General features: G+C 71.5%; 19 protein-coding genes and 2 tRNA genes. 16 read left to right on the top strand and 5 right to left on the bottom strand.

Features of this window, described 5'->3' with window-relative positions; all coding sequences use genetic code 11:
- Positions 1-2 precede the first annotated feature (2 nt).
- The 9 genes from IE275_RS18390 (at position 3) to IE275_RS18350 (ending at position 8,891) form a co-directional block, all read left to right on the top strand.
- On the top strand, positions 3-578 hold the full coding sequence (locus IE275_RS18390) for a NuoI/complex I 23 kDa subunit family protein (protein WP_189712400.1): 576 nt from the start codon (positions 3-5) through the stop codon (positions 576-578).
- Entirely contained in the window at positions 575-1,264 is a 690-nt protein-coding gene (locus tag IE275_RS18385; RefSeq protein ID WP_189712399.1) for an NADH-quinone oxidoreductase subunit J family protein, read from the top strand. Before IE275_RS18390 ends, IE275_RS18385 begins: the two co-directional genes overlap by 4 nt.
- On the top strand, positions 1,264-1,662 hold the full coding sequence (gene nuoK, locus IE275_RS18380; protein WP_189712398.1) for an NADH-quinone oxidoreductase subunit NuoK: 399 nt from the start codon (positions 1,264-1,266) through the stop codon (positions 1,660-1,662). The genes IE275_RS18385 and nuoK overlap by 1 nt, the downstream gene beginning before the upstream one ends.
- Positions 1,659-3,653 (top strand): NADH-quinone oxidoreductase subunit 5 family protein, encoded by a 1,995-nt coding sequence (locus IE275_RS18375; protein ID WP_189712397.1) that lies wholly within the window; start codon positions 1,659-1,661, stop codon positions 3,651-3,653. Before nuoK ends, IE275_RS18375 begins: the two co-directional genes overlap by 4 nt.
- Before the next feature lie 6 nt (positions 3,654-3,659).
- Entirely contained in the window at positions 3,660-5,234 is a 1,575-nt protein-coding gene (locus IE275_RS18370) for a complex I subunit 4 family protein (protein WP_189712396.1), read from the top strand.
- The gene (locus tag IE275_RS18365) at positions 5,231-6,754 is read left to right on the top strand and encodes an NADH-quinone oxidoreductase subunit N (RefSeq protein ID WP_189712395.1); all 1,524 of its coding nucleotides are present in this window, start codon (positions 5,231-5,233) and stop codon (positions 6,752-6,754) included. Before IE275_RS18370 ends, IE275_RS18365 begins: the two co-directional genes overlap by 4 nt.
- A gap of 205 nt (positions 6,755-6,959) precedes the next feature.
- Positions 6,960-7,823, top strand: a complete 864-nt coding sequence (htpX, locus tag IE275_RS18360) for a zinc metalloprotease HtpX (protein ID WP_189712394.1) — start codon at positions 6,960-6,962, stop codon at positions 7,821-7,823.
- Entirely contained in the window at positions 7,820-8,212 is a 393-nt protein-coding gene (locus tag IE275_RS18355; protein WP_189712393.1) for a YccF domain-containing protein, read from the top strand. Before htpX ends, IE275_RS18355 begins: the two co-directional genes overlap by 4 nt.
- 109 nt (positions 8,213-8,321) lie before the next feature.
- A complete protein-coding gene (locus IE275_RS18350; protein ID WP_189712392.1) occupies positions 8,322-8,891 on the top strand; it encodes an SMI1/KNR4 family protein in 570 nt (189 codons plus the stop codon).
- Between the two features lie 239 nt (positions 8,892-9,130).
- Here the strand turns inward: IE275_RS18350 and IE275_RS18345 are convergent, their stop codons facing one another.
- Positions 9,131-10,384, bottom strand: a complete 1,254-nt coding sequence (locus IE275_RS18345) for an APC family permease (protein ID WP_189712391.1) — start codon at positions 10,382-10,384, stop codon at positions 9,131-9,133.
- A 191-nt stretch (positions 10,385-10,575) separates the two neighbouring features.
- On the opposite strand from IE275_RS18345, the gene IE275_RS18340 reads away from it, so the two are divergent.
- Positions 10,576-10,842 carry a GlsB/YeaQ/YmgE family stress response membrane protein gene (locus IE275_RS18340; RefSeq protein WP_189712390.1) on the top strand — a complete coding sequence of 89 codons (267 nt, stop codon included), beginning with the start codon at positions 10,576-10,578 and terminating at the stop codon, positions 10,840-10,842.
- Between the two features lie 163 nt (positions 10,843-11,005).
- On the opposite strand, the gene IE275_RS18335 is transcribed toward IE275_RS18340, so the two are convergent.
- Both IE275_RS18335 and IE275_RS18330 read right to left on the bottom strand, forming a co-directional pair.
- The gene (locus tag IE275_RS18335) at positions 11,006-11,494 is read right to left on the bottom strand and encodes a YajQ family cyclic di-GMP-binding protein (RefSeq protein ID WP_189712389.1); all 489 of its coding nucleotides are present in this window, start codon (positions 11,492-11,494) and stop codon (positions 11,006-11,008) included.
- 400 nt (positions 11,495-11,894) lie between these two features.
- The gene (locus tag IE275_RS18330; protein ID WP_189712388.1) at positions 11,895-12,215 is read right to left on the bottom strand and encodes a hypothetical protein; all 321 of its coding nucleotides are present in this window, start codon (positions 12,213-12,215) and stop codon (positions 11,895-11,897) included.
- A 97-nt stretch (positions 12,216-12,312) separates the two neighbouring features.
- On the opposite strand from IE275_RS18330, the gene IE275_RS18325 reads away from it, so the two are divergent.
- Complete coding sequence (locus IE275_RS18325; RefSeq protein ID WP_189712387.1) at positions 12,313-12,525, top strand: hypothetical protein; 213 nt, start codon at positions 12,313-12,315, stop codon at positions 12,523-12,525.
- Between the two features lie 22 nt (positions 12,526-12,547).
- On the opposite strand, the gene IE275_RS18320 is transcribed toward IE275_RS18325, so the two are convergent.
- Both IE275_RS18320 and IE275_RS18315 read right to left on the bottom strand, forming a co-directional pair.
- The gene (locus tag IE275_RS18320) at positions 12,548-13,204 is read right to left on the bottom strand and encodes an SDR family oxidoreductase (RefSeq protein WP_189712386.1); all 657 of its coding nucleotides are present in this window, start codon (positions 13,202-13,204) and stop codon (positions 12,548-12,550) included.
- Positions 13,205-13,262: 58 nt separating this feature from the next.
- Positions 13,263-14,543, bottom strand: coding sequence for an amidohydrolase family protein (locus IE275_RS18315; RefSeq protein ID WP_189712385.1), 1,281 nt, complete (start codon positions 14,541-14,543; stop codon positions 13,263-13,265).
- A 245-nt stretch (positions 14,544-14,788) separates the two neighbouring features.
- On the opposite strand from IE275_RS18315, the gene IE275_RS18310 reads away from it, so the two are divergent.
- The 5 genes from IE275_RS18310 (at position 14,789) to IE275_RS18290 (ending at position 16,223) form a co-directional block, all read left to right on the top strand.
- Positions 14,789-14,861, top strand: a tRNA-Thr gene (locus IE275_RS18310).
- Positions 14,862-14,907: 46 nt separating this feature from the next.
- A tRNA-Met gene (locus tag IE275_RS18305) sits at positions 14,908-14,980 on the top strand.
- 88 nt (positions 14,981-15,068) lie between these two features.
- Positions 15,069-15,233: a 50S ribosomal protein L33 gene (gene rpmG, locus IE275_RS18300; RefSeq protein ID WP_003948671.1), complete on the top strand. Its 165-nt coding sequence runs from the start codon at positions 15,069-15,071 to the stop codon at positions 15,231-15,233.
- A 101-nt stretch (positions 15,234-15,334) separates the two neighbouring features.
- On the top strand, positions 15,335-15,787 hold the full coding sequence (locus tag IE275_RS18295) for a MaoC family dehydratase N-terminal domain-containing protein (RefSeq protein WP_030788359.1): 453 nt from the start codon (positions 15,335-15,337) through the stop codon (positions 15,785-15,787).
- Between the two features lie 7 nt (positions 15,788-15,794).
- Positions 15,795-16,223, top strand: coding sequence for a MaoC family dehydratase (locus tag IE275_RS18290; RefSeq protein ID WP_189712384.1), 429 nt, complete (start codon positions 15,795-15,797; stop codon positions 16,221-16,223).
- Positions 16,224-16,600: the final 377 nt, after the last annotated feature.

Raw genomic sequence — 16,600 nt, 5'->3', positions numbered from 1 at the left:
CCATGGCCCCCTTCCCCGGCAGCGGCCTCGCCAAGGGCCTGGCCGTCACCCTGCGCACGATGACGAGGAAGACCGTCACCGAGCAGTACCCGGACGCCCAGCCCGAGCTCCCGCCCCGCAGCCGCGGTGTGATCGGTCTGTTCGAGGAGAACTGCACGGTCTGCATGCTCTGCGCCCGCGAGTGCCCCGACTGGTGCATCTACATCGACTCCCACAAGGAGACGGTCCCGCCCGCAGCCCCGGGCGGCCGCGAGCGCAGCCGCAACGTCCTCGACCGTTTCGCCATCGACTTCTCCCTGTGCATGTACTGCGGTATCTGCATCGAGGTCTGTCCTTTCGACGCCCTGTTCTGGTCCCCGGAGTTCGAGTACGCCGAGACCGACATTCGTGATCTCACCCACGAGCGGGACAAGCTCCGCGAGTGGATGTGGACCGTGCCGGCCCCGCCCGCCCTCGATCCCGCCGCCGAGGAACCGAAGGAGATCGCCGCCGCCCGCAAGACGGCGGAGAAGCTGGCCGCGGCCCAGGCCGAGCCCGCCCCGGACGAGCCCACCGCCCCTCAAGGAGGAGAGTCGTGACCCTCGCCTCCGCAGCCGCGACGGCGTCCCTGGCCGCATCCGGCCCGCACGGCTTCCTCTCCCCGACCGGCGTGGAGATCGCCTTCCTCCTCGTCGGCCTCGCCACCTTCGGCGCCGCCCTGGTCACCGTCACCACCCGGCAGCTGGTGCACGCCGCCCTGTGGCTGGTGGTCACCCTCGGTGGTCTCGCCGTCGAGTACCTCCTGCTCACCGCCGAGTTCATCGCCTGGGTGCAGGTCCTCATCTACGTGGGTTCCGTAGTCGTCCTCCTTCTTTTCGGTCTGATGCTCACCAGGGCCCCCATCGGCCGCTCCCCGGACGCGGACTCCGGCAACCGCTGGGCCGCCCTCACGGTCGCCGTCGCCGCGGCCGCCGCCCTGGTCTGGGTGGTCGTCGACGCCTTCCGCGCCACCTGGATCGACCTGGACGGGCCGGCCGCCGGCTCCACCGAGGTCACCGGCGCGAGCCTCTTCCAGAACTGGGTCCTCCCCTTCGAGGCCCTCTCCGTCCTCCTCCTCGCCGCACTGGTCGGCGCGATCGTCCTGTCCCGCAAGGCGAAGGCGGAGTCGAGCTCTCCCCCGATGAACGCCCGAGGCGCCACCCAGAGTTCCCGATCCGTCACAGAGAGTTCCCCGCCTGGTCCGGACACCCGGCAGGACCCGGCCGAGCAGGAAGGCGCCCGCTGATGCACCTCGCCTACCCCGCCGTCCTCGCCGCCCTCCTCTTCTGCACCGGCCTGTACGGCGTCCTCGCCCGCCGCAACGCGATCCTGGTGCTGATGTCGGTCGAGCTGATGCTCAACGCCGTCAACCTCAACCTGGTCGCCTTCGACGTCTGGCTCAGCAGGGCCGCCGAGGAGACCCTGCACTCCGGCCAGGCCCTCACCCTGTTCACCATCGCCATCGCCGCCGCGGAGATCGGCATCGGCCTGGCGATCGTCCTCGCCGTGCACCGCAACCGCGGCACCTCGGACATCGACAGGCTCCGCGACACCGCCGAGGGCCACGAGAGCCCCACGGCCGACGGCCACGACAACGACGCCCCCACCATCGACGGGACCGAGAAGGCTGAGGCCACCGCGTGACCACGACCACCCTCGCCGTCCTCGTCCCCCTCCTTCCGTTCCTGGGCGCCGCCGCCGGCCTGCTCCTCGGCCGCACCGCACCGGGCTTCGTCCGCCCGCTCGCCGTTCTGCCGATCCTCACCGCCCTCGTCGTGGCAGCCGTCGTCGCCGTACGCCAAGGCGGTGACGCCGCCGTCGACGCGGCCACCGAACTCACCCCCACCGGCTCGGTCCCGATCGAACTGGCCCTGCACATCGACGGCTTCGCCGCCCTGGTCGCCGTCCTGGTCTGCATGGTCGCCACCTGCGTGCAGATCTACTCGACCGGCTACCTCCGCGACGACCCGCGCTACCCCTCCTACGCCGCGCTCGTCTCCCTCTTCACCTCGGCGATGCTCCTGGTCGTCTACACCGGCGACCTGATCGTGCTCCTGGTGGGCTGGGAAGTCATGGGCATCTGCTCCTACTTCCTCGTCGGCCACTACTGGGAGACCCCGGAGGCCCGCGCCGCCTCCATCAAGGCCTTCCTCGTCACCAAGCTCGGTGACGTCCCCTTCCTCCTCGGCCTGTTCGCGCTCGCCACCGACGCAGGCTCCTTCCGCATCACGAAGGTCCTCGACACCGTCGCCCACGGCGGACTCGACCACCCGACGCTCATCGCCCTGCTCCTCCTGGCGGGCGTGGCCGGCAAGTCGGCGCAGTTCCCGCTGCACACCTGGCTCCCCGACGCGATGGCGGGCCCGACGCCCGTCTCCGCGCTGATCCACGCCGCGACGATGGTCGCCGCCGGTGTCTACTTCGTCGCCCGACTCCTCCCGGTGTTCGAGGCCTCCCAGGCCGCGATGGTCGTCCTCGCGGTGATGGCCGCCGTCACCATGGTCGGCTCGGGCGTCGCCGCGCTCGCCCAGGACGACATCAAGCGCGTCCTCGCCTACTCGACGATCGGCCAGCTCGGCTACATGACCGGTGCCCTCGCCGTCGGCGACCGCGGTGCCGCCGTCTTCCACCTCCTCTCGCACGGCGCGTTCAAGGGCCTGCTGTTCCTCGCGGCGGGCGTGATCATCCATGCCGCCGGCACCAACTCGCTGGCCGCCATGTCCCGCATGAGCCATCTGCGCGACCGCGTCCCCGACGCCTTCTGGACGATGACCGTGGCGCTCCTCGCGCTCGCCGCGATCCCGCCGTTCAGCGGCTTCTTCTCCAAGGAGTCCGTCCTCGGCGCAGCCGAGCACGTCACCACCGGCCACACGGAGCACGCCCCCGGCGCCGCGGGCTGGCTGATCCTCGTCGCGGGACTGATCACCGCCCTCCTCACGGCCGCCTACGCGACCCGGCTGTGGCTGCTGGCCTTCCGCGGCCGGGGCGCCGAGGCCCCCGACCACGGCCGCCAGCCGCGGTCCATGACCGTCGTGCTGTGGGTGCTGGCCGTCCCGTCCCTCGCGCTCGGCGGGCTCGCCTACCGCACGCTCCCCGACTGGTTCGACGGCAACGACCTCACGCCGGCCCTCACCACCTCCGTGATCGGCACGGGTGTGGCCCTGGCCGGCGGGCTCGTCACCTACGCGGCCTGGCGTCACCTCACCGCGCTCACCGCCGTCACCCCGATCGGGGCGGTCGCCGCCCACCCCGAGGGCGACGCGGCCCAGGTCGAGGCCGAGGCGATCGCCACCCACGCACCCGCCTACGGAGACGTGGCCTCCGCACCCGACCCGGCCGACCCCGGGCGGCTGCTGCTCGGCCCGCTGCACCGCCACGCGGCCGTCGGCTTCCACCTCGACGCCGTCTACCAGGCGCTGTTCGTCCGCCCGGTCCAGGCCGGCGCGAGCCTCGTACGGTTCCTCGACCGCGAGGTCGTCGACACCTACGTACGCGGCGCGGGCGCCCTGCCCCGCTGGCTCGGCATCGCCGTACGGCGAGCCCAGACCGGCAACGTCCAGACCTATGTGAGCGCGCTGCTCGCCGGCACCGTCGTCCTGGCGGTCGCCGCCCTTCTCGTCGCCTCGGGAGCGTGAGCAGGCGTGATCGATATCAACGAGTCCGTGATGCAGTTCCTTCTGGCGTTCGTCGTCGTCGGCCCGCTCCTCGGCGCCGCCGCCGCTCTGCTGCCCGCCCCGCCCGGGCTGAAGGGGAAGTCACCCGAGCAGGCCGTGCTCCGCCACGGCGTCACGGTCACCGGAGTCGTCCTCGTCGCCGCGATCGTCCTCGCGCTCGGCTTCGACCACGACCATCCGTCGAAGATGCAGGCCGGCACGGACATCAGCTGGATCCCCGCACTCGACGTGCGCATCCACCTCGGCATCGACGGCATCTCCCTCCCCCTGCTGCTCCTGACTGCGCTGCTGACCTTCCTCTGCGCGCTCTACTCCTACTTCAAGATGCCCGCGGGCCCGACCCCGAAGGCCTTCGTCGCACTCGTGCTCGTCCTCGAGTCCGGCACCCTCGCCACCTTCGCCGTCCTCGACCTGCTGCTGTTCTTCCTCGCCTTCGAGATGGTCCTGATCCCGATGTACTTCCTCATCGCCCGCTGGGGCGGCGAGGGCAGGAGCCCGGCGGCGATGAAGTTCATCCTCTTCACGCTGCTCGGATCCGTGGTCATGCTGCTCGGCCTGCTCCTGATCGGAATCGACGCGGGCACTTTCGACATGGTGGCACTCGCCACTGACAACGGCCGGTCGCTGACCACATCCGTGCAGGTCATCGCCGTTCTGTCGATCGGGCTCGGACTCGCGGTCAAGACCCCGATGTGGCCCCTGCACAGCTGGCTGCCCGACGCCCACACCGCTGCCCCGACCGTCGGCTCGGTCCTGCTGGCCGGCGTCCTGCTCAAGATGGGTACGTACGGGTTCGTCCGCATCCTGCTTCCGATCGCCCCCGACGGCTTCCACACCTTCGCGCCCTACCTCGCCGCCTTCGCCGTCGTCGGGATCATCTACGGATCCCTGGCCTGCCTGGCCCTCGCCAAGCAGGGCGCGAAGGGCGACCTCAAGCGCCTGATCGCCTACTCCTCCGTCGGCCACATGGGCTTCGTCCTGCTCGGTATCGCCTCCACCACCCCGACCGGCGTCAACGGCGCCCTGTTCGCCAACATCGCCCACGGCCTCATCACCGGCCTCCTCTTCTTCCTGGTCGGAGCGCTGAAGGACCGCACGGGCACCACCGACCTCGACGCCCTCGCCGAACAGACCGGCGCCGCCCTCTACGGCAAGGCCCCGCGCCTCGGCGGCCTGCTCGCCTTCGCGGCCGTCGCCTCGCTCGGACTGCCCGGCCTGGCCGGCTTCTGGGGCGAGATGCTCGCGATGTTCGGCGCCTTCGACCCCGCCGCCGACCTCAGCCGCCCCGCCTTCCTCACCTTCACGGCGATCGCCGCGTTCGGCACCCTCCTGACGGCCGCCTACCTGCTCGTCGTGGTCCGCCGCGTCTGCATGGGCACCCTCCCCCAGGACGCCCCCAAGCTCGCCGACGTCCAGACGTACGAGTTCGCGGCCTGGACCCCGCTCGTCGCCCTCACCGTCGCCGCCGGCCTGTGGCCCAAGGCCCTCCTCGGCCTGACCGACCCGGCCGTGCAGCAGCTCCTCGCAGGAGGCACCCGATGAGCTCCCCGGCCCAGCCCGTCGCCGAGTCGCTGGTCCAGTCCGTCGACTGGCTCGCGATCGCCCCGCCGACCCTCGCGGCCGTCGTCGCCCTGGTCGTCCTCGTCGCCGACCTGTTCGTGAGCGAGGCGCGCAAGCCGTTCCTCGGCTGGCTGTCCGTGGCCGGACTCGCCGCCTCCGCAGCCCTGCTGCTGCCCCTCCTGGACGGCGACCGCTCCACGTTCTGCCTGACCGGCGACCCGAGCGCGTGCAGCTACACGGCCGACCGCTTCACCCTCGTCATCCAGTTCCTGGTTCTGGGGGGAGCGCTGCTCGCGGCCCTCCTGTCGGTCACCGCGCTGAAGGACGCGCGCGGAAGACTCCCCGAAGGGGAGTTCTGGTTCCTGCTGCTGTCCTCCGCCGCCGGCGCCGCCCTGCTGCCCGCCTCCCGCGACCTCGCCACCCTCGTCGTCGCCCTGGAGGTCGCCTCGCTGCCCGCCTTCGCCCTCGTCGGCATCCGGCACGGCGACCGCAGGTCCTCCGAAGCGGCCCTGAAGTTCTTCCTGTCGTCCGTCACCGCGACCGCCGTCAGCCTGATGGGCATCAGCTTCGTCTACGCGACCACCGGCACCCTGTACCTCACCCGGATCGCCGACCGCATCCAGCACGTCGACGGCCGCTTCGACACACTCGCCCAGACCGGCGTGGTCCTCACCCTGGTCGGCTTCGCCTTCAAGACCGCCGCCGTGCCCTTCCACTTCTGGGTCCCCGACACCTACATCGGCGCCCCGCTGCCCGTCGCCGCCTACCTGTCGGTCGTCGGCAAGGCGGTCGGCTTCTCCGGCCTCATCCTCGTCACGGTCGTCGCCCTGCCGTCCTACGCCGACGTCTGGGGCCCCGCCCTGGCGGCACTGGCCGCCCTCACCATGACCGTCGGCAACGTCGGCGCCCTCCGCCAGCAGGCCACGCGCGCGTACAGCGCCGTCCGCCTGCTCGCCTGGTCCTCGGTCGGCCAGGCCGGATACCTCCTCGTACCGATCGCCGCCGCCGCGTACTCCGACGACGCCGAACACGCCGTCGGCTCCACCGTCGCGTACGCCCTCATGTACGCCGCCGTGAACCTGGGCGCCTTCGCGGTCGCCGCTCTGGTGGGCCGTACGAGCCCCCGGAACCGTCTCACCGACTACCGGGGCCTCTACGCCAGGAACCCCCTCTCCGCGCTCCTTCTGGCCTTCTTCCTGCTCTGCCTCGCCGGACTGCCGCCGGGCGTCATCGGCCTCTTCGCCAAGGTCACCGTCTTCTCGGCGGCCGTCGACGCGGGCCTTGGCTGGCTGGCGGTCGTCATGGCCGTCAACGTGGTGATCGCGCTCTACTACTACCTCCAGTGGACGACCCTGCTGTTCCGCGCCCCCGAGGGCGAACCCGTGGAACACCGGATCCCCGCTCCCCTCACCGTCGCGATCACTCTCACCGCGGTCGTCGGCATCGCCCTTTCCGGAGCACCCCAACTGGTCCTGCGCTTCGCCGACACCGGCCTCTTCTGAGCCCGCACGCGCGCGTACGCCCCCGCCGTCACCCGGACGGCCCACACCCGTGCCCGCATGCACAAGGGAACTAGAGGCTTCCGCCTGGCGTTGACCAGTACGGGAGGGTCCACTGGACGTGACAGCACGACACCAGGGCCACCGGAGAACAGCGCAAGATCCGCAAGCAAAGGGTTCCCCTGCTGCACGACTTGGAGGGCGTACCGTGCACCGCCGGCACAACGGGCTCAGGACCGCAGTACTCCTCGGGGGACTGTCCGCACTCATCATCGTCATCGGCAGCTTCTTCGGCCGTGCGGGGCTCGTCGTCGCGGTCGTGATCGCGCTCGGCACCAACGCGTACGCGTACTGGAACAGCGACAAACTGGCACTGCGCGCGATGCGGGCCCGCCCGGTCAGCGAGTTCGAGGCCCCGGCCCTCTACCGAATGGTCCGCGAACTCTCCAACCAGGCCCGCCAGCCCATGCCCCGCCTGTACATCTCCCCGACCGAGGCACCCAACGCCTTCGCGACCGGCCGCAACGCGCGCAACGCGGCCGTGTGCTGCACGGACGGCATCCTGCGCATCCTCGACGAGCGCGAACTGCGCGGCGTCATCGGCCACGAACTCAGTCACGTCTACAACCGGGACATCCTCATCTCCTCGGTCGCCGGCGCCCTCGCCTCCGTGATCATGTTCCTGGTCAACTTCGCCTGGCTGATCCCGATCGGCCGCTCCGACGACGACGACGGTCCCGGCCTCCTGGGCCTGCTCCTGATCATGATCCTGGGCCCCCTCGCGGCCTCCCTCATCCAGCTCGCCATCAGCCGCTCCCGCGAGTACGAGGCGGACGCCTCCGGCGCACAGCTCACCGGCGACCCCCTCGCCCTCGCCAGCGCGCTGCGTAAGCTGGAAGCGGGCACCAAGCAGCTCCCGCTGCCTCCCGAGCCCCGTATCGAGACCGCGAGCCACATGATGATCGCGAACCCCTTCCGCCCCGGCCAGGGATTCTCCAAGATGTTCTCCACACACCCGCCGATGGCGGAACGCATCGCCCGGCTCGAGAAAATGGCAGGTGGCTCCCGGTGAAGACCATTCTGAACGTCATCTGGCTCGTTCTGAGCGGCTTCTGGCTGTTCCTCGGCTACCTCCTCGCAGGCGTGCTGTTGTGCATCACGATCATCGGCATCCCGTTCGGCATCGCGGCATTCCGGATCGGCCTCTACGCCCTGTGGCCCTTCGGCTACACCACGGTCGAGCGCCGGGACGCCGGCGCGGCCTCCTGCCTCGGCAACGTGCTCTGGCTGGTGCTGGCCGGCTGGTGGCTGGCCATCGGCCACATCGTCACCGGCCTCCTGCTGTGCATCACCATCATCGGTATCCCGTTCGGCATCGCGAACTTCAAGCTGATCCCGGTCTCGCTGTTCCCGCTGGGCCGCGAAATCGTGTCCACCGACGAGCCGTTCGCCGGTCGCTGACGGACCGATCCGGGCCGCGATTCCCCCGCAGGAGTTCCCGCGTTCTCCACAATCGACCGGTTGTCCACAGGCCGGGCCGATTGTCAGTGGCGGCGTGCACCATGAACGCATGACCGAGAACGAGCAGTTGCTGGCAAGGGTGGCGGCCAAGGCGGCCACCACCCTGCCCTGGGGCTGGACTTCGCTTCCCGACCCCGTGGACACGGCCACCTTGGCCCGCGCCGAGGCCGCCCTCGGCTTCCGCCTGCCTTCGCTCCTCGCCGACCTCTACCTGCGGACAGGGGACGGCGGATTCGGCCCGGAGTACGGCCTGCTGCCCCTGCTCGACAGCCCGCCCGCCGGTGAACCCGCCGCCGTCACCCAGTACCTCGCCAACCGCAAGAGCGGCCGGGAGGACCCCGACTGGCCCTGGCCCGAGGGCGTCCTGCCGATATCCCACTGGGGCTGCGGGATGTACGCGTGCGTGGACTGCCGTTCTCCGCAGGCGACCGTCCTGTTCTTCGAACCGAACCCCGGCGACCCCGACCACGCCTGGTTCGTCGACGCCCCCAGCCTCACGGACTGGCTGCACGCCTGGCTCGACGGCACGGCCTGGTACGACGTCGCGGACGAGGGGCTCGAAATGGCCCCGTGGACGGAGTTCCGGATACGCGCGGCGGCGGAAGAGACGCCGGCTTAGCCGAACCGGCACCGCGAATCGGCACCGCGAACCGGCACTGCGAACCGGCACCGGCGCGCCCCGACTGCCGCCTGCCACAGGCAGTACGCCCGCCCGCACCCCGTGCGCCTCGGCCTCGGCACCCAGCTGCCCCGCCGGCCGCAGGGGCCAGGCGCCACCGCGGACCGCGCGCCACCGCGGACCAGGCGCCACCGGATACGCTGCGCCACCGGGTACGACGCGCCGCTGAATACGACGCGCTACCGACCGCTGCCCGCCCACCGCCGTACCCCGTACGCGAGCACACCCACCACCAGCACACCCGCCCCCACGACCACCGACGTCACCGGCAGCGCGAACGCCAGCACCACACACCCCACCAGGCCCACCGCCGGCAGCAGGCGGGCCGTCGGGGCCGGATCCAGGGTCCAGGCGGAGGCGTTGGCCACCGCGTAGTACGCCAGCACACCGAAGGAGGAGAAGCCGATCGCACCCCGCACATCCACCGTGGCGGCGAGGACCGCGACCACCGCGCCCACGGCCAGTTCGGCCCGGTGCGGCACCTGGAAGCGCGGATGCACGGCCGCCAGCGCCCCAGGCAGATGGCGGTCCCGGGCCATGGCCAGCGTCGTGCGCGAGACCCCCAGGATGAGGGCGAGCAGCGACCCCAGCGCGGCCACGGCGGCGCCGGCCCGTACCACCGGAACCAGCCCCGGCACCCCCGCCGCCCGCACCGCGTCCGCCAGCGGCGCGGCAGCCCGCCCCAGAGCCCCCGCCCCCAGCACGGAAAGGACGGCGACCGCCACACACACGTACACGGCCAGCGTGATGCCCAGAGCCAGGGGGATCGCCCGGGGGATGGTGCGCGCGGGATCGCGTACCTCCTCGCCGAGGGTCGCGATGCGCGCGTACCCGGCGAACGCGAAGAACAGCAGACCGGCGGCCTGGAGCATCCCGCCGACGCCTCCGGAGGCCCCGACGTCCAGGCGTCCCGCGTCGGACGCCCCGGACCCCAGACACACCACGACCACGGAAGCGAGGACCGCCAGGACCACCGCCACGATCACCCGGGTCAGCCAGGCCGACTTCTGGATGCCGCCGTAGTTCACCGCGGTCAGCGCCACCACGGCCGCGACCGCCACCGCGTGCGCCTGCTCCGGCCAGACGTACGCCCCGACCGTCAGTGCCATCGCCGCGCAGGAGGCCGTCTTGCCGACCACGAACGACCACCCCGCCAGGTACCCCCAGAACGCCCCCAGCCGCTCCCGCCCGTACACGTAGGTACCGCCCGAGGCGGGATAGCGGGCGGCGAGTCGCGCCGACGACATGGCGTTGCAATACGCGACCAGTGCGGCGAGGGCGAGTCCGAGCAGCAGCCCGGAACCGGCGGCTGCCGCGGCGGGAGCCAGAGCGGCGAAGACACCCGCCCCGATCATCGAGCCGAGCCCGATGACCACGGCGTCGCCGAGCCTCAGAGTCCGTCGAAGCTGGGCGGAGGATCCGGGCTGCGTCATGCGCCGCACCCTACTGACCGGGGGAACCACCAGGTGCCGCCGTGACGTCGTGCACGTCAACACGGCACGAACCCGCGGGCGAGGCAGGACGCGGGCGACGGCGGGTGCGGAGCGGGTACTGCTCGCCCGGAGCGAGCAAGATCACAGTGCCTGGACAGTGAGGGCACAGCACGGAAGGGCAGGTTCAGGACATGGGCATCATCAGCTGGATCATCCTGGGGCTGTTGGCCGGAGTCATCGCCAAGGTCCTGCTGCCCGGGCGCGACCCGGGCGGCTTCATCGGAACAACCCTCATCGGCGTCGCGGGCGCTTTCGTCGGCGGCTGGATCTCGGCCCGCTGGCTGGACCACCCCATCACCAAGGACTTCTACGACGGCGCCACCTGGGCGGCCGCGATCGGCGGCTCGCTCGTGCTGCTGATCGCCTACCGCATCCTCTTCGGCAACTCACGCGACTGACGCGCGGGAGGGGGCGTCGGGGCGCCGGACGCTGCCGCTGGAGCGCCTCGCGTGCCTCGCGCACCCGGTCACGGCCGGGCGCACGAGAAGGGTGGGCACCGTCGGGCTTCCGGCCCGGGTACCCACCCTTCTTCGCCACCGGGAGTGCGCGGCCTGGGAGCGACTACCGGTAGTTCACGAACTGCAGCGCGAAGTCGAAGTCCTGGCCCTTCAGCAGGGCGATGACGGCCTGGAGGTCGTCACGGCTCTTGGAGCTGACGCGCAGTTCTTCGCCCTGCACCTGGGCCTTCACGCCCTTGGGGCCCTCGTCGCGGATGAGCTTCGCGACCTTCTTCGCGTTGTCCTGGGAGATGCCCTCCTTGATCTCCGCGAAGAGCTTGTACTCCTTGCCGGAGAGCTGGGGCTCGCCCGCCTCCAGGGCCTTCAGCGAGATCCCGCGCTTGATCAGCTTCGACTGGAAGACGTCGAGGACGGCGTTCACCCGGTCCTCGGAGTTCGCCTCCATCAGGATCTTGTCACCGGACCACGAGATCGAGGCGCCGACGCCCTTGAAGTCGTAGCGCTGCGAGATCTCCTTGGCGGCCTGGTTGAGGGCGTTGTCGACCTCCTGCCGCTCGACCTTCGAGACGATGTCGAAACTGGAGTCGGCCATGTCCTGTGGCTCCTTGTATCGGGTGCGTGTCGGGTGCGTATCGGCGTACGTGGGGCGGCCGCCGAGCCCGGCGTGATCCCGGGCCGCATCCGGACAAGCCTAGCCACCCGCGGTCCTCCCGGCGCAGATCAATCAGGTGGCGAAGCACCCCTCGGCATCGGGTATTGTTTACGTCGTTGCCAGGGAGCACCGCCGAAAAGCGGTTCGAACGGCAGCAAATCCCGGCGGTGTGGCTCAGCCTTCCCAGGTTCGAATCCTGGCGCCGCCACGCTGAGAGCGAAGGGCCCGTTACCTGCTGTAAAAGCAGGTAACGGGCCCTTCGTCGTACACGTCTGAGTGCCCGGTTTCGCGCCCCGGCCGCCGGCTCCTCCGGTCTTTCCGTCGTTCGGTCCTTCGGGTCCTAGGGCCCTTCCGGTCCTTGCGGTCCCTCTGGTCCCTCCGGCTCATCCGCTCCCTCCGGGGACTTCGCCGTACGCTTCACTTCCGCCTCCACGTCGTTGCGGGCGGTGCCCTCCGCCTTGGCGTACTCCGTCACCGCTGCCTGGACGTCGCGGGCGAGGTCGCGCCAGGCGCGCCAGGCGGTCTCGTAGGTGCCGCTCTGGGTCTCCGACCAGGGGGTGGCGGTGGGCGCGCCGTAGGCGTCCCGCAGTTGAAGCACCCTCACGTGTGCCTCGTCGGCCGCACGCTGCTTCTGCACGAGTTCCTCGAAGGTATGTGCCACCTTTCGGATGCTAGGGATGCGACGACGGTTCCGCGCGGCGAGCGGGGCGCGCCTCGCGCGACGGTACCCGCGTGGCCCACTGGGGCACACTGGCCCCATGTCCAGCCGTCGCGGAACCTGCCCCGAGTGCCGTCGCGAGATCGCCGTCGTCGCCGGACGGTACGCCCGGCACGACCCTCCCGGGGCGCGGGAGGGCCGGGAGCTGATCTCCTGCCCCGGCTCGCGGCGGACGGCGCAACTGGGAGCCGTCCAGCCCTCGTTGGACGGGTACGTGGTGGCGGAGTTCCCCGGTCAGCTGCCCCTGTTCTAGGCGGACTCCAGGCCGCGCGTGCTCAGTTGCCCGCCACCGACTTCACCGCCACCGACACCGGCACCGGGCCGCCCACCAGTTCGAGGGTCAGGCCGGCCGTCGCCGGGGAGTCCAGGAGCTCCAGCAGGACCGCGGCCACGTCCTCGCGCGAGACCGGGCCACGGCCCGTGTGCGCCTCCAGACGGACCAGGCCCGTCCCGGGATCGTCGGTGAGCGCGCCGGGACGCAGGATCGTCCAGTCGAGGGCGTCCTGGCGCTGCACATGGACGTCCGCCTCGCCCTTGGCGCGCAGATAGACGTCGAAGACCTCGCGGCCCTCGTGCCTGGCGTTCGCGCCCAGCGACGACACCACCAGGAACCGCCGTACGCCCGCCCGGACCGCCGCGTCCGCGAACAGCACGGCCGCGCCCTTGTCGACGGTGTCCTTGCGGGCCGTACCGCTGCCCGGGCCGGCGCCCGCCGCGAACACGGCGGCGTCCGCGCCCCGCAGCCGCTCGGCGACCGCCTCGACCGACGCCGACTCCAGGTCCAGGACGACCGGTTCGGCTCCCGCCGCCCGCAGGTCGTCGGCCTGTTCGGCCTTGCGGATGATGCCCGCCACCTCGTCCCCGCGCGCGGCGAGCCGACGTTCCAGCAGCAGCGCGATCTGACCATGACCACCAGCGATGACAATGCGCATGCTTCCGACCGTACGCCCGGGCGTCCCCGTCCGCCCCGCGACCCCCGCCGCGTCACTCCTACGACAACTCGCCCCGCCCCTGCCGGGGCAGGCCCAACTCCGCGGCCGCCGCCGAGTTGCAGTACTCGCGCACCGCGCTCGTCCGTGCCACCACGCGCCCCCGGTGGATCACGATGCGGCTGTACGCCAGGGAGAGCGCGGCGGAGAGCCGGTCGCCGCGGACCGCCAGCAGGTCGGCCGGGAAGCCCGCCTCGACCCGGACCTCGGGCAGCGCCAGCACCGCCCGCGCGGACGCGCTCACGGCGTCGTAGGCGTCCTCGGGGCGCAGGCCGTGGCGGGAGGCGAGCAGGTAGGCGGCCTCCAGGGGATCACCGCGGCCGACCGGGTTGGAGACGTCCCGCAGCGCGCCGCTGCCGGCCGCGACCCGGACACCGGCCGCGCGCAGCAGTCGTACGGGCGCCGTGTCGCGCTCCTCCACGCCCCCGCAGCCGCCCTGGGGCAGGCACACCACGGTGACACCGGCGGCGGCCAGCTGGTCGGCGGTGCGGGTGGCGACCTCGGCGGGGAGGCGGTCGAGGCCGCCGCAGGGGCCGAGGGTGACACCGGGGCGCAGGCCGCCGGCCATGGCGGCGAGCCGTGCGAGACGGGCCGGGTCGGCGGCGTCGGTGTGCAGGTCGACGGGGCAGCCGTGCTCGGCGGCGACCTCGAGCACGGCCTCCACGTATCCCGTGGGATCGGGGTCCAGGTCCGGGCAGCCGCCCACCACCGAGGCGCCCATCTTCAGCGCGTCCCGCAGGATCGCGAGCCCGTCCGCCCCGGCCACCCCGGTGAGCAGCCGGGGCACCGCCACCGCCGACAGCTCCGCGAGCCCGTGCAGCGAGCGCCGGGCCCGCAGGACGGCGGTCAGCGCGCCGAGGCCCTGGACGTCACCCACCCGCACATGGGCGCGCAACGCGGTCGCGCCGTGGCCGAGTTGCAGCAGCGCGGCCTCGGTGGCACGGCGCTGGACGTCCTGCGGGGCGTACGAGACGGGGCCGTCGGTGTCGGCCGACAGGGCGGTGTCGGCGTGGGCGTGGGGCTCGGCGGGGGCGGGGAGCAGGAGGTAGCCGCCGAGGTCGACGCGGGTGCCGCCGGAGCGGGCGGGGCCGGGGGCGGTCCCGGGGGCCAGACTGCCGGCTGTGCCGACCGCCTCGATACGACCGTGGCCGAGCCGTACGTCCACGGTCCGGCCGTCCGTCAGACGGGCCCCGCACAGCAGCAGGGCGGCCGGGTCCGGCGTGCCTCCGGGGACGCCGGACGAGGACGACCAGGGGGACGGCTGCGGCTGGCTGTCGGGCATCGCGCTCCAGGAGGATCGGGCACTGCGCGGGGGGACGCAAGATCACACAGAGTGAGTCGAGCCTAGGCCGGGGGATTCGCGCTGTCGGGGAGGAGCGCAATAGTCGTACCGGTGTGGCCCGGCGGTCGGGAGGGGCTCGCGGGGGTGGCGGGAACCCGGGGAAACGGCCGTCCCGGCGGCCGCGCAGGGGCCCCGGAAACGGATTTGGGTGAACGGCTGCGGACCGTGTAATGTCTTCATCGCTCGCCCCAATAGCTCAGTCGGCAGAGCGTCTCCATGGTAAGGAGAAGGTCTACGGTTCGATTCCGTATTGGGGCTCTGGTGTGAGAGGTCCCCGTCGCAAGACGGGGCCCGATCGCATCAAAGCGGTGTAGCTCAGTCGGTAGAGCAAGCGGCTCATAATCGCTGTGTCACCGGTTCAAGTCCGGTCACCGCTACAGACAGTAGCCGATTGTGGGGTCGGTCCTTCGATCGGCTACTCTTCTATGCGTTAATCGTCCCATCCGTTCGTCAAGGAGCACTCCTGTGGCTGCCACCGACGTCCGCCCGAAGATCACGCTGGCCTGCGTGGAGTGCAAGGAGCGGAACTACATCACCAAGAAGAACCGGCGTAACAACCCGGACCGACTGGAGATGAAGAAGCACTGCCCGCGTTGCAACGCGCACACCGCGCACCGCGAAACGCGATAAATCAGGCTCGTACACGAGGCCGTCCCCGAGTGATCGGGGGCGGCCTCGCGTCGTTGAGCGACCCGTACCGGTCAGTACAGCAACCAGGAGGTGTCGGGGCCATGGCGCTCGACCAGTCCTTCGTGGGGCGGAGCTACCCGCCCACCGACCCCTACGAGGTGGGTCGGGAGAAGATCCGTGAGTTCGCGGAGGCCGTGGGGGACAGCAACCCCGTGTACACCGACCCGGAGGCCGCCAAGGCGCTCGGGTACGCCGATGTGATCGCCCCGCCGACCTTCGTGTTCTCGATCACGTTCAAGGCCGCGGGGCAGGTCGTCCAGGACCCCCAGCTGGGCCTCGACTACAGCCGGGTGGTGCACGGCGACCAGAAGTTCGCCTACAAGCGCCCGGTGCGCGCCGGTGACCGGCTCACCGTGACCTCGACCATCGAGAACATCAAGTCGATGGCCGGCAACGACATCCTGGACATCCGGGGCGAGGTGCACGACGAGGCCGGCGAGCACGTCGTGACCGCCTGGACCAAGCTCGTGGCCCGCGCGGCCGAGGAGGCGTGAGACACCGATGACGGCCAGGATCGCTTACGCCGATGTCGAGATCGGCACGGAGCTGCCGGCGCAGACCTTCCCGGTGACCCGCGCCACGCTCGTGCAGTACGCGGGCGCCTCCGGGGACTTCAACCCCATCCACTGGAACGAGAAGTTCGCCAAGGAGGTGGGCCTGCCGGACGTCATCGCGCACGGCATGTTCACCATGGCCGAGGCGATCCGCGTGGTCACCGACTGGACCGGCGACCCGGGCGCGGTCGTCGACTACGGCGTCCGCTTCACCAAGCCCGTCGTCGTCCCCAACGACGACCAGGGCGCCGTGATCGAGGTCACCGCCAAGGTCGGGGCCAAGCTCGACGACAACACCGTCCGGGTCGACCTGACGGTCACCAGCGGCGGCCAGAAGGTGCTCGGCATGTCCCGGGCGGTTGTGCGGCTGGCCTGAGTCGGTCTCGCTCCAGGCGGGCGGCGTGAGGCGGCCCGCTCGCCGGAGCCGACCCGCCTGGGTCGGCCGACTCTGAACGGGCGGTGGATCACTGCCGGGCGGACAGCTGTCGGTAAGGGGCGTTCTCCATTGCGGGGCGCCCCTTACGCGTGTCGGGCCCCCTGTCCGTGACAACGGGCGAGGTGGGTACGTCGTTCCTGGATACGGCGCTACGCCACACCACGGGACACCAAGCCGGCCACGCGACACCACCCCGGACGCGACGCCATGCCGAGCCGGACCCGGCTCCCACCCCACGCCGAACCCGACACCCCCCCCACCCCAGGCAACGCCACCCCCACCCCACGCAACACCCAACCCCACGCCTTGACGTAGTT

Origin of the sequence: Streptomyces phaeofaciens, assembly GCF_014648915.1 — a bacterium.
Taxonomy (GTDB): Bacteria; Actinomycetota; Actinomycetes; order Streptomycetales; family Streptomycetaceae; genus Streptomyces; species Streptomyces phaeofaciens.
Note: the sequence above shows the minus strand (reverse complement) of the source record. Positions and strands in the feature narration are given on the sequence as shown.